The organism is Salipiger bermudensis, assembly GCF_017309175.1.
Taxonomy (GTDB): domain Bacteria; phylum Pseudomonadota; class Alphaproteobacteria; order Rhodobacterales; family Rhodobacteraceae; genus Salipiger; species Salipiger bermudensis.
This window is the reverse complement of sequence record NZ_JAEKJV010000023.1, coordinates 42,722-57,526: the sequence shown is the minus strand read 5'-3', so window position 1 is coordinate 57,526 and position 14,805 is coordinate 42,722. Positions and strand designations below refer to the sequence as shown.

Genomic DNA, 14,805 nt, shown 5'->3' with positions numbered 1-14,805 from the left:
CGCGGTTCAACTCGCGCTCGCTCATCATCACCCATCCCATGCCCATTCTCCCTCAGTCTATGAACGGAGAGTGACATTCCTGAATTGTTCATGGGTGACATTTTAGCTTTGCGGCTACAAAACCATTGCACGCAGAATCTTGATTATGTAAATTCCTGAGGAGTGGCAAATCATCTTTGCTCCAGTTTGTTCCGGCCTCAGCAACGAGTGTCGTTCCGCGCTCTCGAAAATATCTACATCAGATGCTCGACCTCTGGTGCCGCGACGAAGCGCCACTTGCGCAGCGGACCGGCCATCACGTTGAGGTAATACATCTCGAACCCGTGCGGCGCGCCGCAGGGATGGTGGCCGCGCGGCACGCAGACCACGTCGTGGTCATGCACCGCCATGGTCTCGTCGAGCTGCAGGTCGTCGGTATAGACGCGCTGAATGCCGAACCCGTCCGCCGGGTTGAGCCGGTGGTAATAGGTTTCCTCGAGGTAGGTGATGCGCGGGAAATCGTCTTCGTCATGCCGATGCGAGGGGTAACTCGACCAGTTGCCCGCCGGGGTGAAGACCTCGGTCACCAGAAGGCTATCGCAGTAATCCTCGTTCTCCATCGCGATGTTGTTGATGAAGCGGGTGTTGCTGCCCTCGCCGCGCTGGGTCAGCGTGATGCCGTCCGGGCCGATGCGCCGCGGCGCGTGGCCGCCCTTGCCCGGCGCCGAGCAGACCGCGATGGTGCAGTCGGTGGTGGCCTCGGCGCTCCAGTCGCTGCCGTCGGGCAGGTAGAGGCAATGCGGCGGGGTCTTCTCGAAGACGTTCATGCGCTCGCCGAGCTCGCCCCAGTCCTGCCCCGCGCCGGAGATCTTCGCCTTGCCCTCGACCATCACGAGGATGACTTCGCGGGTGCCGGTCACGTCGGCGATGCGATCGCCGGCCCGCAGCCGGTGCAGCGCGAAGCCGACGTAGCGCCAGCCGGCGCTTTCCGGGGTGATCCGCAGCACCTCGCCATGGGTGCCGAAGGGGCGGTGAAGCAGATGGCTCATGTCCTGTCCTTTCCGTCTGTCTGACCGGCTCAGTTGACCAGCCGGGCCTTGGCGATCTGGCCGAGATATTCCTCGAAGCGGTCGCGCTGCTTCGCGCGCTCCGAGACCTCGGGCACGGCCACGTCCCAGAAGAAGCCATGCTCGCCGGCGCTGGTCTCGAGACCGGTGCCGGGGAAGTCCTTGGCGACGGTTTCGATCACCAGCACTGTGGGGATGTCGCGGCTTCGCGCCGCCTTCAGTTCCGCCTCGAGCTGGTCGGTGCCCGAGACCTTAACCGCGTGCGCCCCCATCGAGGCCGCGTGCATGGCGTAATCGATCTCGGGCTGCACCTCGACATTGCAGTCGACATACATGTTGTTGAACGGCTCGCCGCCGCAGCCCATGGTCTGCAACCGGTTGATGCAGCCGTAACCGCGGTTGTCGGTCAGAACCACGGTGAAGGGGATGCGCCGCATCACCGCCGTCGCGAGCTCGGAATTGGCCAGCATGTAGGAGCCGTCGCCCACGAAGCAGATCACGTCGCGCTCCGGCGCACCGAGCTTCAGCCCCATGGCGCCGGCAACCTCGTAGCCCATGCAGGAATAGCCGTATTCCATGTGATAGCCGCCCTGGCTCGGCTTCCACAGCAGCTTCAGCGCGCCGGGCATGGTGCCCGCGGCGCACATCGCGACCGCATCCTCGCCGGTGGCGCGCTGTACGGCGCCGATGACCTGCCCGTCGGTGGGCTTGGCGGCCTGATCCTCGGGCCGGGCGCAATAGGCATCCACCGCGCGCAGCCAGTCCTCGCGGGCGGCCGCATCCGGCTCCTCGGCGCGATAGTCTCCGAGCCGCTCCGACAGCGCCTCGAGCGTGACCTTGGCGTCGCCCACCAGGCTCTCCGCGCCGTGTTTGGCGGCGTCGTAGCCGTGGATGTTGATCGAGACCAGTTTTGCGCCCTCGCCGAAGAGGGTGCGCGAGCCGGTGGTGAAATCCTGGAACCGGGTGCCCACGCCGATCACAAGGTCGGCCTCCTGCGAGGCGGCATTAGCCGCCGCCGAGCCGTCGACGCCGGAGGCGCCGAAGTTCATCGGGTGGTCCTGCGGCAGGCCCGACTTGCCGGCCTGGGTTTCGGCCACCGGGATGCGGTGCGCGCTGGCGAACTCGGCGAGGGTCGCTTCGGCCTGCGCATAGACCGTGCCACCACCGGAGATGATCACCGGACGCTTTGCTGCGCGCACGAGGTCGGCCACCCTCTCGAGCTCGGCGAGGTCGGGACGCGGGCGGCGGATGTGCCAGACGCGCGGCTCAAAGAACTCCACGGGGTAGTCATAGGCCTCGCACTGCACGTCCTGGCAGAAGGCGAGCGTGGCCGGGCCGCAATTGGCGGGGTCGGTCATCGTGCGCAGCGCGCGCGGCAGCGCGGTGAGCAGGTGCTCGGGCCGGGTGATGCGGTCGAAATAGCGCGACACCGGGCGGAAGCAGTCATTGGCCGAGACCGTGCCGTCGTCGAAATCCTCGACCTGCTGCAGCACCGGGTCGGGCCGCCGCGTGGCAAACACGTCGCCGGCAACGATCAGCAGCGGCAGCCGGTTCACATGCGCCAGCGCCGCCGCCGTCACCACGTTGGTTGAGCCCGGCCCGATGGACGAGGTCACCGCCATGGCGCGGGTGCGCTTCTTCGCCTTGGCATAGGCGATCGCGGCATGCGCCATGGTCTGCTCGTTCTGCCCGCGCCATGTCGGGAAGACATCGCGATAGGTGTGCAGCGCCTCGCCTATCCCGGCCACGTTGCCATGGCCGAAGATCGCCCACATGCCGTCGATGTAGCGCTCCCCCTCAGGGGTCATCTGCACGCTCAGCCATTTCACCATGGCCTGCGCCGCCGTCAGCCTGATCGTGCTCATCTCGCACATCCTCCCAAGGGCGCCCTGCCCTTCTTTACGTTCCAAATACTCCGGGGGAGTCCGCGCCTGCGCGGACGGGGGCAGCGCCCCCGCACCCCCCTCTCAGGCCGCATTGAGCCGGGCCCCGTCGCGCGCCGCGTCCCAGATGCCGCAGAGCCGCTCGAAGCGTGCCGCCATCTGCGCCACCGCATCCGCATCGTTCATCTCGCCCCGCATCCAGGCCCGCGCCGCGTCGCCAAAGATCGTCCGCCCCACGGCGAAGCCCTTGACCAGCGGCTGTTTTGCGGCAAGCGCGAAGCTCTCCGCCAGCTCGGCCTCCGGCGCGTCGAGGCCGAGGACCACGATGCCCCGGGTGCGCGGATCGTTGCGCTCGATGGCGTCGACCGCCTTCTGCCAGGCTTCTCCGGTGCGGAACGGCTCGAGCTTCCACCAGTCGGGGTACACCCCTGCATCGTAGAACTGCTGGATCAGCACCGCGGTGGTGTCGTCATCCACCGGGCCGACCTTCGAGGGGATCACCTCGAGCAGGAATTCCAGCCCGTTGCGCCGCGCCGCGGTAAACAGCCGCTTCACGCGCTCTTCCTGCAATTCGCGCGTCGCCGCGTCGTCGTCGGGGTGGCAGAAAACCAGAAGCTTCACCACGTTCTCCCGCGCCCATTCGCGGAACTGGCCGAAATCCTCGCCAAGCTCGGGCTCGAACCGGATCGGGCGCGAGCCCGGAAGCTCGGTGGGCCGCCCGATCCAGAGCCCGGTACCGCTGGCCGCCTGCAGCGCAGACCGTCCGATCCGGTTGTCGCAGAGGATGCCGTAGCCGCCCTGCCCGTCCTGCACCCTGAGCGCCGCCTGCAGGCAGAGCTCCTTGAATGCGCCGCCCTTCTCGGGCGTGTAGCCCTCCATCACCTCGAGTTGCATGCGGTGGTCGAAAGCGAAGGTCCGAACCGTCGACCAGTCGCCGTGGCGGTTGGTGGCCCAGTGCACCTGCTCGAGCTCGCCATCGTTGCGCAGGTCGGGTCGGACGATGCCGCGCTCGAAGAAGAACTGAAGCTCCTCCCAGCTCGGATAGGCCGGGGTGCAGCCGTGGCGCGAGACCGCGAAGGCCCCGCAGGCATTGGCGTATTTCAGCGCCACCGGCCAGTTCTCGCCGTCGAGCCAGCCCTTGAGCAGGCCGGACATGAAGCCGTCGCCCGCGCCCAGCACGTTGAACACCTCGATGGGAAAGCCCGGGCCGGTCTGGCCGTCGTCGAGGCTGTGGGGGATCTCGCCCTCGAAAGCCACCGCCCCCATCGGTCCGCGCTTGCAGACCAGCGTCGCGCCCGAGACCGCGCGCACCGCGCGCAGCGCTTCGATCGTGTCCGTTGAGCCGCCGGCGATATGGAATTCCTCTTCGGTGCCGACGATCAGGTCGAAATGGTGCAGCACCTCCTGCAGGCTCTCGGTCACCCGCGCGCTCTCGACAAAGCGGCTCTCGCCGTCGCCATGGCCCGCCACGCCCCAGAGGTTCGGGCGGTAGTCGATATCGAGCGCGGTCTGGCCGCCATGTTTCTTCGCCAGCTCCAGCGCCTTCAGCACCGCCGCGCGCGGCGTGGCGTGGGCGAGATGGGTGCCGGTGGCGACCACGGAGCGGGCCGAGGCCACGAGCGCTTCGTCCACGTCCTCCTCGCACAGCGCCATGTCGGCGCAGTTCTCTCGGTAGAAGATTAGCGGAAACTGCTCCTGGTCCCGGATGCCGAGGATCACCAGCGCGCTCAACCGATCGGGGTCGGTCTTCACGCCGGCGACCTCGACCCCGTGGCGCACCAGCTCCTCGCGGATGAAGCGCCCCATGTGCTCGTCGCCCACGCGCGAGATCAGCGCCGAGCGCATCCCGAGCCGCGCGGTGCCGCAGGCCATGTTGGTGGGCGAGCCACCGATATACTTGTCGAACGAGCCCATATCCTCGAGCCGCCCGCCGATCTGCGCGCCGTAAAGGTCCACCCCCGCGCGGCCGATGGTGATGACGTCCAGTCTCTTGTTCATGGTCTCCCCCTCTCTTCGGGTGCCGCCCAGAGCCTTGGGTGGCGGAAATGGTCTCAGCCCGCGACGTTGATCGTCTCGAAGGTCAGGCTGCGGTGGAATTGCTCGTGAAAGGCGATGAAGTCTCGGGTGTGGGCCTGCTCCATGTGAAAGGCATGCGCCGCCTCGTCGGCCCAGCTCTCGACAAAGACCAGCCGATCGGGATCGTCGGTGCAGGTGAAGAAGTCATAGGCGATGCAGCCCGGCTCGGCGCGCGTGGCGCGCTGCGCCTCGGGCGCCCGCGCGAGGATTTTCGCGCGGGTGCCGGGCTGGCAGTCGATGGTGATGATGAACTTGTACACTTTGTCCCTCCCGGCCTGCCTGTCAGCGGATGATCGTGGCCTGAAGCGCGTCGATCGAGGACTGGATGCCGGCATTGGTCGACATCGTGAAATCCTCCATCTCGAGGCTCACCCAGCCGTCGTACCCCATCATTCCGACCACGGAGAAAAACTCCTTCCACCATTGCAGGTCTTGGCCGGCGCCGACGGCGACGTAGTTCCATGCGCGGTTGGCGACGTCGGTCACCTCCTTCAGCTCGAGAAGGCCGTTCACGTCGCACAGGCCGCGCTCGATGCGGGTGTCCTTGCCGTGCACGTGGTGGATCGCAGGACCGAGCGCGCGCGCCACGGCGATCGGGCAGGCGCCTTTCCAGAACAGGTGGCTGGGGTCGAGATTCATGCCCACCATCGGGCCCACCTCGTCTCGCAGGCGGAACAGCGTCTCGGGGTTCCAGACCAGCATGGCCGAGAAGTTCTCGAGGGCGTATGTCTCGACGCCGACCTCGGTGGCAAGCTTGACCAGATCGTGCCACAGCGGGAAGGCGCGGTCTTCCCACTGGTAGCGGTCGCGCTCGGGCATCTCGTCGGGCCAAGACTTGGTGTAGACCAGCCAGTTCGGCACCATGTCGCCGGGCGCCGCCTCGGGCAGCCCCGACATGGTGACGATCTTCTTGACCCCGATCTCGCCGGCGAGGCGGATGGTGTCTTCCATCTCCTTGCGGTGACGGGTGCCCATGGCACCCGGATCGAGCGGGTTGGCAGAGCAGTTGAGCGCGGCGATCTCGAGACCACGGGCCTCGATCTCCTTGAGGCGCGTCTTCAATTCGCCCCTGTCGGCCAGCAGCGTTTCGGCGCGGAAATGCGGCGCAGGCGACCAGCCGCCGCCGGTCATCTCGATGCCCTCGACGCCAAGCGCCACGCATTTGTCGAGCATGTCGGTGAAGGAGAGATCCCCCATCACGTCGGTGCAGATGGACAGTTTCATGTTCCGACCCTTCCTCAGGCGGCCTGCGACACCGGCTGCGCGTAGAGCGCCGGCTTGTCGCGCATGGTGATGGCTTCGCGCTGTCCGCTCTCGACGGCGCGCAGGGCTGCGTCGGCGACCAGCGTCGCGGCATAGCCGTCCCAAGTGGATGGGCCGGTGGCAGTGCCCTGCCCGGCCGCGACGATCCACTCGCGGAATTCCTGGTCGTAGGCCTCGATGAAGCGCTCGCGCCAATCCTCGGGGATCGCCTGGCGGATGCCATGGGCATCGCTGATCACCGTGGCGGGGCGGTTCGGCAGCGCCGCGATGCCCTTCTCGCAGGAGGCCTCGCCGCGGATGTCGTAGCCGTAGGAGACGTTGACCGAGATCTCGACATCGACGATCGCGCCGCCCGCCATGTGCAGCAGCACAATATGCGGGTCGCGCAGATCGCCTCCCTGGCGCGACCGGCGCGGCAGGCGCACCTCGACCCCGGCGATCTCGTCCGAGAGCAGCCAGCGCGAGATGTCTGCGTCATGCACCAGCGTGTCGTTGAGCGGCATGTCGGACGTGTAGAGCCCGACCGGCACGGAGGCGTTGCGGTGCACCGACTTGTACATCAGCGGCAGCCCCAGCGTGCCGCCGTCGATCACCGCCTTGAGGCGGCGGTAATCGGCGTCGAAGCGGCGCATGAAGCCCACCTGCACGAGACGGCGGCCAAAGGCGACCTCAGCATCCATCACCCGCAGCGCGGACTCCGACGAGGTGACCAGCGGCTTCTCGCAGAACACCGGCTTGCCCGCGTGGATGCAGGCCAGCAGCTGCTCTTCATGGGCAGGGCCCCATGAGCAGATCACCACCGCATCGACGGTCTCGGAGGTGATCAGCGCCTGCGGCGTCTCGAACACCTGGCACCCCTCGGGCGCGGCCGAGGCCGCACGCTCGGGGTCGATATCCGTGACCCCGGTCACGGTGACACCCGACAGCACCTTGGTCAGGCGGCGAATGTGGTCCTGACCGATCATCCCGGTCCCGATGACTCCGACCCTGAGGCTCATTTTCCAACTCCGTACTTGTCGACGAGACGCTGCATCTCGGCGCGCATGAACTTGCCGCTCTCGTCGGCCTTCTCTTCCCAGGCAAAGACGCAGGCGGTCATGATGCCGTCGAAGCCGATCTCGGCCAGGGTGCGGTAGAAATCGTCCCACGGCACTTCGCCCTGCCCGATGTTGAGGTGCTGGTGCACCCGGGCGTTGGTGCCCGGCGGGTTTAGGATGTAGCGCAGGCCAGAGCTGGCCTTGTGGTTGAAGGTGTCGGCGATGTGGACATGCGCCAGCACGTCGGCGCATTCGCGCAGCATCGCGACGGTGTCGTCACCGAAATAGAAGGTGTGCGGCGTGCAGTAGAGGAACTTGACGCGCGGGCTGTTGACGGTGCGGATGAGGTCGACGGACGGCTGCAGGGTCTCGACCCAATCCTCCGGGTGCGGCTCGATATGCAGGTTGATGCCCTCGTGCTCGAACACCGGCACCAGCTCTTCCATCGAGCGCCACCACGCGTCCTCGCAGGCCTCGATCATCGAGCCGGTATGGCAGCAGTAGCAGGTGCCCTTGTCCGGATGCGGACCGCGACCGAATTCCGAGTTCATCGTGTCGACGCCAAGCTCGACGGCGATCTCGATGGCGCGCTTCCAATGCCGCACGGCGGCCTTGCGCTCGTCTTCGTCATTCGAGGCCCAACGATACATCGGCAGCAGTGTGGCGATCTCCACGCCGGAATCCGACAGCGCTTTCTTGAAGCTCTTGATGCGATCCGGGAACACGCGCGGCGCCTTGAACCACTCGAGGAAATCCGCGCGCGGGCTCAGTTCGATATGCTCGTAGCCCAGTTCGGCAACCTTCGACGGAAGCTCTTCGAGGCTCAGGTGGCGATGCATGAAGGGGTCGAGTGCGATCTTCATAGGGTCCTCCCAAAGGTCTTGATGGTCGGCGCCCCTCCTCAGGGCGCGCGCGGGGTGGTCAGGTGAGGGCGACGGAGCGCCCGATGTCTGCGCTGAGCCGCGCCGCGTCGAGCACCGCGATGGTGCGCGAGGCGGCCTCGGCGGTGACGGGCGGCGGCGTGCCGTCGCGCACCGCGAGGGCAAAGGCGGTGTAGTAATCGTGGTAGCGGCCCTGTTCGGAGGGCAGCCGGCGCGCGCCCTCGGTGCTGCGCAGGACGGGCCAGTTCTCCTCGGGCTCATAGCCCCAGGCGGCGGGATCATCGGCGGGGCGCAGCCCGGCGAAAAGCTGCTGCGCCTGGATGTCCAGCGCCTGCGAGGTGAAGCTGCCGCCCGAGCCATAGGCGCGCAGCTCGCGCAGGTGCAGGAAGTTGCATTTGCTGGCGTTGATATGGGAATGCGCGCCGCCCGCGTGGCGCAGCGTCATTGTGAAGCTGGCATCGGTCCGGCCTTCGGGCAGATCGAGGTGATCCATCTGCGCGTCCACCGCCACGACCGGCCCGAGAAGGTAGATCATCTGGTCGACGAGATGGCTGCCGAGGTCGCGCAGCAGGCCGCCGGTGGGGCCGGCCTCGAGCGTCGCGGGATCGTCGAAATCCATCCGGCTGTGGATCCGCCAGATCTCCCCGAGCGCACCCTCGCTCAGCACCTTGGCCAGCGTCTGGAGATCGGCGTCGAAGCGGCGGTTCTGGTAGACGCCGAGGGTGATGCCATTGGCCTTCGCGGCCTTGTCGAGATCGAGCGCCGCCTCTTCCGAAGGCGCGAAGGGCTTGTCGGCGATCACGTGCAGCCCGGCCTCGATGGCCTCGAGCACCAGAGCGCGGCGGGTCTGCGGCGGCGTGGTGATGGTGACCGCGTCGCAGGTCCCGGCCGCGATCATCGCCGTCAGGCTCGGGAACACCGGCACATCGGGCCAGTCGGCCCGGGCGGCAGCCACGGTCGCCTCGGCGCGGGCGACGATCCCGGCCAGCGCGCAGCCCTCGGCGGCGGCGATGAACGGAGTATGGAAATGGCGTCCGCCGGTTCCGTAGCCGACGCATCCGATCCTGAGGGTCATGATCTCGTTCCGTGGGGGTTTGGGTGTTGGGGGCGGTGGCCCGGCGGGAGGAGACAGTGCCGGGCCACCGATGCGGCGATGCAGTCAGGGAGGGAGTGCAGTCACCGTTTCAGAAGGTCATGGTCAGTGTTGCGGGGCCGGGGGATGGCCGTCATGGGTCTCCATGTAGCCCTCGATCGAGGCCTCCAGATCGGCCATGGATTCCCCGCCCGCCATCAGGTCGGCGATCTCTTCGCGGGTCTTTTCGCCCTTGCGGAAATCGGCGGCGATGGCGCCACGGATCAGCACCGCGAAGTGGTCGCCCACGGCCATCGCGTGCATCACCTGGTGGGTGATGAAGATCACCGCCAGCCCACGCCGCTTGGCCTCGTTGACGATGCGCAGCACGTGGGCGGCCTGCTTCACCCCGAGCGCCGCGGTGGGCTCGTCGAGGATCAGGACACGGGCGCCGAAATGCACCGCGCGGGCAATCGCGAGGGACTGGCGCTCACCGCCCGAAAGGCCGCCGACCAGCCGGTCGCCATCGGTGATGCGGGTGATGCCGAAATTCTGCACTGCCTCGACCGCGATGGCGTTGGCCTTCTGGCGGTCGAATACCTTGAAGGGACCGAAGCCCTTGGTGGGCTCCGCACCGACGAAGAAGTTCCGACCAACCGACATCAGCGGGTAGGTGCCGCCGAACTGGTGCACCGTCGCGATGCCAAGCTCTTGGGCCTGCTTGGGGTTGGAGAAGCTCACCGCCTCTCCGTCCATCAGCATCTCGCCGCGAGTGGGCTTGTGGACGCCCGAGAGGGTCTTGATCAGGGTGGACTTGCCGGCACCGTTGTCGCCCAGGAGGCAGAGCACTTCGCCTGCGTTGACCTTGAGAGAGATCTCGTGAAGGACGTCGATCGGGCCAAAGCTCTTGTCGACATTGCGCATTTCAAGAACGGGAGCGGTCATGGCTTACTTCCCCTTTTTCGAGGCGGACATCGTGGTCGCCATGTTGCGGAAGGTGTCGTTCATCAGGACCGCGATGAGGAGCATCACGCCGATGATGAGCGAGCTGAGGTTGCGGTCGAAGGGGGTGTAGCCGATGCCCTGCTGGACGATGGCGAGCGTGGCGGTGCCGAAGAACACGCCGGCCACGGTGCCGAAGCCCCCGGTCAGCAGCACCCCGCCCACGACCACGGCGATGATGCAGTTGAAGATCAGCGCGAAGTTGGTGGTGGTGGTGGCCGAATTCGACAGCACGGTCTCGCAGACACCGGAGAGGGCGGCGGCCATCGCGGTCAGGATGAAGAGCGAGATTTTCAGACGGTCGATCGGGATACCGGCGTTGCGGGCGCTTTCCTTGTCACCGCCGAGGGCGAGGATCCAGTTGCCCCAGGGCGACAGGTGGAGCACGTAGTAGAGCACGGCGGCGATGGCGATCCACCAGAACACCGAGGACTGGAAGCCCCAGAAGTGGTAGTCTCCGAAGAGCGACTTGGCCCAGGCCGGCGAGGTCAGCGCCTGGCTCGTGGTGTCGGTCAGCAGCAGCGACAGGAACAGCGTCAGGCCGGAGACCGCGAACAGCGTGGCGAGGGTGACGATCAGCGAGGGCACCTTGGTCCGGGTGACCAGCATGCCGTTGATCCAGCCGACCACGAAGGCGATGCCGAAGGTGATCAGAAGGCCGACGACGAAGGGCAGCCCATAATAGCCGCAGGCCACCGCCATCGACATCTTGGCCGCCGGCACCATGGCGCCGATCGAGATGTCGAGCTCGCCGGCGATCATCAGGAAGCCCACGGGGATCGCGATGATGCCGATCGTCGAGGCCATGTTGACCCAGGACGAGGTGCCGAAGGGCGACAGGAAGTTCCGGTCATAGCCGAAATAGGCAAAGAAGACGAAGACCAGCACCATGCCCATGAAGGCACCGACTTCGGGACGCCGGAACAGGGCTCCGAGCGAGAACGCCTGGCTGGTCGAGGGCCGCGCCGGCTGCGAGGTTTGTGATGTGCTTTCCATGGTCATACTGTTCTCTCTCGGCAAATGTGGGATCCGGACCTGCGGCAGCGTTGCGACACCGCGGTCAGGGAACCGGAGGCCCCGGGCACGGACGCCCGGGACCACGATTGCTGCGGCTTAGCGGGCGCCCTTCGAGACGCCGGCCAGCGCGGACTCGATGTTCGAGGCGTCGACGATGGCAGGGCCGGTCAGCACCGGATCGGTGGCCAGTTCGGTGCCGAAATCGAGATGCGCTGCGAGCATCGAGGTGGCGAGGAAGCCCTGCAGGTAGGGCTGCTGGTCGATCGCCATCTTCTGGCTGCCGGCCTGGATGCGGCTGAGCGCGGACTCGCTGAGGTCGAAGGAGCCGACCATCACGCGATCACCAGCGCCGATCTGCGCCACGGCGTTGGTGGAGGCGTCTGCGGACCAGGCGGCCAGCGAGATGACCGCGTCGATGGTCTCGTCGGCCACCAGTTCGGATTTGATCGACTCGGCGGTGCCGGTGATGTCGCCATCGAGGTTGGCCGGAGTGCGGAGGATGATCACCTCGGCGCCGCCCTCGGTGCCGCCTTCCTGAACGCCGGCGCAGCGGCTCTCGTGGTTGACCGCGCCGGGGGTGTGGATGTGGCACAGGATCTTCTTGGCGCCCTGCTCGGCCATGTAGGCACCGCCCGCCTTGCCGGCGACGAACTCGTCGGAGCCGAAGTAGTTCACGCCCTGGACATCTTCCTTCACGTCTTGGCCCGAGTTGTACATCATGATGGTGATGCCCTTCTCGGCGGCCGCCTGCAGCGCCGGAACCTGCGCCTCGGGGACCCAGACCGGGATCGCGATGCCGTCGACGCCCTGCGCCACGGCCTGGTTGATCAGGTTCACCAGATCGGGGCCGAAGTTGTCGTAGTTCGGTGTGCGCAGGTAGTTCACCGAGCCGCCATTGGCCTCGACCATCAGCGTGGCGTCGTCGACGCCCTTCTTGATCAGGTTGAAGAAGCCGTCTTCGATCGAGCCAGCGATCACCGCGATGTTGGCGGCCGATGCCGGCATGGCGGTCATCGCGAGCGCGGCGGCAGCGACGGTGGCCTTGAGGGTCTTGGTCAGGTTCATTCGGGTATCCTCCCTTGGGTCGTGATCCGCCTCTGGCGGCTATCGAGCCCGCATCTCCAATTCTGCACCACGTGCAGAGCCCTTTGCGGACATCGTCGTGAAGCGGCAGCTGCCGCGTGCCCGGCGCTAGCGCCCGGCGATGATCGGGGTGCAGGGGGCGTACGGTGCCACGATGCGCAACCACTCCTTGGCGGCGCGGCGGTCTTGATCAGGATCTCGGAACATTCGACACAGCCTCCCAACTCAGTCGATTTTCGGGATGCGGCTATGCGCCCCGGTCATAACGAGATGCCCCATTGACACAGGATGGATCAATATCCGTATTGTGTCTCATTCTGTTTCGTTTCAAAACGTCTCACGCTTCATCCAAAATGAAACAAAATGAGACGCCGGGAGGATGGATGATGCGCCCCACAATTAAGGACCTTGCGCAGGAAGCAGGCGTCTCGGTTTCGACCGTGAACCGGGTGATCAACAACGCCGAGACCGTGCGGCAGAGCACCCGCGAGCTCGTCATGGAAGCCGCTGGCCGGATTGGCTTTTACGGGCTTGGCAGCATCGAGAATTCGGTCATGCGGGCGCGCGAGACACACCGCCTCGCGATCCTGCTGCAACAGGGCAACCGGGTGTTCTATCGCGACCTCGGCAGCGCTTTGAGACGTGCCGCAGAGAGTTTCAAGGGAGCCAACGTTGCACTCGAGTTGGAATATCTCGACGACCTCTCGCCAGACCATATTTCGAATCGAATCCTGGCACTCGCCGAGAAAAACGAGTCGCTCGGACTGGTGGCGGCAGAGCATCCGATGATCTCGGACGCGATCACCTCGGTGCTCGACCGCGGCACCCCGGTCTCGGCGCTGATCGGGCCGCTCTCCGCCCGAGGAAATGTCGGCTATATCGGCCATGACAACTGGAAGAAGGGCCGCACCGCCGGCTGGGCGTTCCACCGCGTCTGCCGCAACCCGGGCAAGATCGGCGTGCTTCTGGGCAACCACCGCTTCCGCAACCAGGAGATCAACGAGAGCGGCTTCCGCTCCTATCTCCGCGAGCAGGATCTGCCCTTCGTCCCGCTCGAACCGCTCTCGACTTTTGAGTCCGCCGCGGTGGCGCGCGAGATGACCGAGCGGCTCTTCGAAGAGCATCCCGACATGTGCGGGCTCTTCGTCTCTGGCGGCGGCATCACCGGGGCGCTGGCGGCCCTGCGCGACCGCAAGCTCGACCGCAATTTCGTCTGCGTCGGCTACGAGCTCTTCGATGCCACCCGCGCGGGGCTGATCGACGGCACCCTCACCATGACCCTGTCCTATCCCTTGCAGCACTTCGCCCGCGAGATCATCGAGACCATGGTCAAGGCCAAGAAGGCCGGGCCCGATGCGGGCGCCCAGCGGGTCAACATCCCGATCGAGATCCACACCTCGGAGAATGTCTGAAGCGGGTGCCTGTCAGGCTGTCTGCCGGGCCAGTTCCGTGGTCAGGAAGTCGATGAAGCCCCGCACCCGCCGCGACTCGTAGTCGCGCGGCGGGGTCACCGCGTAGAGATTGGTAGGCTCGGCGGTGAATGCCTCGAGCGCCGTCTCCAGGCGCCCCTGCACCAGATCCTCCGCGATGTCGAAGCTCGATTTCTGCACCACGCCTGCGCCGGCGATGGCCCATTGCCGCAGCGCCTCGCCGTCGTTGACCTGCCGGTCGCCGCTTACCCGGACACGGAAGCGGTCCCCGCCTTCGCGGAACAGCCAGAAATCATGCCGCATCCCTGGCGCAGCCAGCAGCAGGCAGGTGTGAGCGGCCAGTTCGCGCGGATGTTCGGGCTTGCCGTGTCTGCGCCAGTACTCCGGTGAGGCGCAGACGCTCTTTTCCCCGCGCAGCAGCAGTCGTGCCTTCATTTCGGAATCCTGCAGCGGCCCGGTGCGGATCGCCAGATCGAACCCGCCCTCGACCAGATCCACCAGCGTGTCGGCAAAGAACATCTCCACCGTCAGACCGGGATGCCGGCGCATGAAGGCATCAACCAGCGGCGCGATGCGCTGGCGGCCGAGATCGTTGGTGGTGGTCATGCGGATGTTGCCGGTCAGCGGCCCGGCCTCGGCAAAACCGCTCATCACCTCGTCCACATCCGCCAGAATGCGCTGGCTGCGCTCGAGAAAGCGCTTGCCCTCGGGCGTGAGCGACAGCTTGCGCGTCGTTCGAACCACGAGCTGCGCCCCGAGCTGCTCCTCGAGCGCCTTCAGCCCGTAGGTCACGGTCGAGGGCGCCACGCCCCAATCCCGGGCCACCGACGAGAGATTGCCGCTCGCCGCGATGGCTCCGAAGAGGCGCATGGCCCGGATGGCATCCATTGTTCGATCCAATCGAAAGGTTTCTGCAGAATCCTATCCATTCCAATTACCTGGCGAAAGCTAGTTTGATGGCCAACAGCAATCAGGGCGCTCACGTCACGCCGCAAGAGAGAACTACGCCCCGCGT

General features: G+C 66.3%; 13 protein-coding genes. 1 reads left to right on the top strand and 12 read right to left on the bottom strand.

Going from position 1 to position 14,805, the window contains the following annotated elements; translation table 11 throughout:
* Positions 1-233: 233 nt before the first annotated feature.
* The 11 genes from iolB to JF542_RS22295 all read right to left on the bottom strand — a co-directional run bounded on the left by iolB (position 234) and on the right by JF542_RS22295 (position 12,342).
* Complete coding sequence (iolB, locus tag JF542_RS22345) at positions 234-1,028, bottom strand: 5-deoxy-glucuronate isomerase (protein WP_207077501.1); 795 nt, start codon at positions 1,026-1,028, stop codon at positions 234-236.
* Positions 1,029-1,057: 29 nt separating this feature from the next.
* On the bottom strand, positions 1,058-2,911 hold the full coding sequence (gene iolD / locus JF542_RS22340; RefSeq protein WP_207077500.1) for a 3D-(3,5/4)-trihydroxycyclohexane-1,2-dione acylhydrolase (decyclizing): 1,854 nt from the start codon (positions 2,909-2,911) through the stop codon (positions 1,058-1,060).
* Between the two features lie 102 nt (positions 2,912-3,013).
* Complete coding sequence (locus tag JF542_RS22335) at positions 3,014-4,927, bottom strand: bifunctional 5-dehydro-2-deoxygluconokinase/5-dehydro-2-deoxyphosphogluconate aldolase (RefSeq protein WP_207077499.1); 1,914 nt, start codon at positions 4,925-4,927, stop codon at positions 3,014-3,016.
* Between the two features lie 53 nt (positions 4,928-4,980).
* The gene (locus JF542_RS22330) at positions 4,981-5,265 is read right to left on the bottom strand and encodes an antibiotic biosynthesis monooxygenase (protein WP_207077498.1); all 285 of its coding nucleotides are present in this window, start codon (positions 5,263-5,265) and stop codon (positions 4,981-4,983) included.
* A 22-nt stretch (positions 5,266-5,287) separates the two neighbouring features.
* Complete coding sequence (locus JF542_RS22325) at positions 5,288-6,229, bottom strand: sugar phosphate isomerase/epimerase family protein (RefSeq protein WP_207077497.1); 942 nt, start codon at positions 6,227-6,229, stop codon at positions 5,288-5,290.
* Between the two features lie 14 nt (positions 6,230-6,243).
* Positions 6,244-7,266, bottom strand: coding sequence for a Gfo/Idh/MocA family oxidoreductase (locus JF542_RS22320; protein ID WP_207077496.1), 1,023 nt, complete (start codon positions 7,264-7,266; stop codon positions 6,244-6,246).
* A complete protein-coding gene (locus JF542_RS22315; protein WP_207077495.1) occupies positions 7,263-8,168 on the bottom strand; it encodes a sugar phosphate isomerase/epimerase family protein in 906 nt (301 codons plus the stop codon). The genes JF542_RS22320 and JF542_RS22315 overlap by 4 nt, the downstream gene beginning before the upstream one ends.
* Positions 8,169-8,226: 58 nt before the next feature.
* On the bottom strand, positions 8,227-9,261 hold the full coding sequence (locus JF542_RS22310; RefSeq protein ID WP_207077494.1) for a Gfo/Idh/MocA family protein: 1,035 nt from the start codon (positions 9,259-9,261) through the stop codon (positions 8,227-8,229).
* Positions 9,262-9,384: 123 nt separating this feature from the next.
* Positions 9,385-10,203 carry an ATP-binding cassette domain-containing protein gene (locus JF542_RS22305; RefSeq protein ID WP_207077493.1) on the bottom strand — a complete coding sequence of 273 codons (819 nt, stop codon included), beginning with the start codon at positions 10,201-10,203 and terminating at the stop codon, positions 9,385-9,387.
* Between the two features lie 3 nt (positions 10,204-10,206).
* A complete protein-coding gene (locus JF542_RS22300) occupies positions 10,207-11,262 on the bottom strand; it encodes an ABC transporter permease (RefSeq protein ID WP_242533893.1) in 1,056 nt (351 codons plus the stop codon).
* 111 nt (positions 11,263-11,373) lie between these two features.
* Positions 11,374-12,342 (bottom strand): substrate-binding domain-containing protein, encoded by a 969-nt coding sequence (locus tag JF542_RS22295; RefSeq protein WP_207077492.1) that lies wholly within the window; start codon positions 12,340-12,342, stop codon positions 11,374-11,376.
* Positions 12,343-12,746: 404 nt separating this feature from the next.
* Here JF542_RS22295 and JF542_RS22290 point away from each other — a divergent pair, with 404 nt between their 5' ends.
* Positions 12,747-13,772 (top strand): LacI family DNA-binding transcriptional regulator, encoded by a 1,026-nt coding sequence (locus JF542_RS22290; RefSeq protein ID WP_242533892.1) that lies wholly within the window; start codon positions 12,747-12,749, stop codon positions 13,770-13,772.
* Between the two features lie 12 nt (positions 13,773-13,784).
* On the opposite strand, the gene JF542_RS22285 is transcribed toward JF542_RS22290, so the two are convergent.
* Positions 13,785-14,678 carry a LysR family transcriptional regulator gene (locus JF542_RS22285; protein WP_207077490.1) on the bottom strand — a complete coding sequence of 298 codons (894 nt, stop codon included), beginning with the start codon at positions 14,676-14,678 and terminating at the stop codon, positions 13,785-13,787.
* Positions 14,679-14,805: the final 127 nt, after the last annotated feature.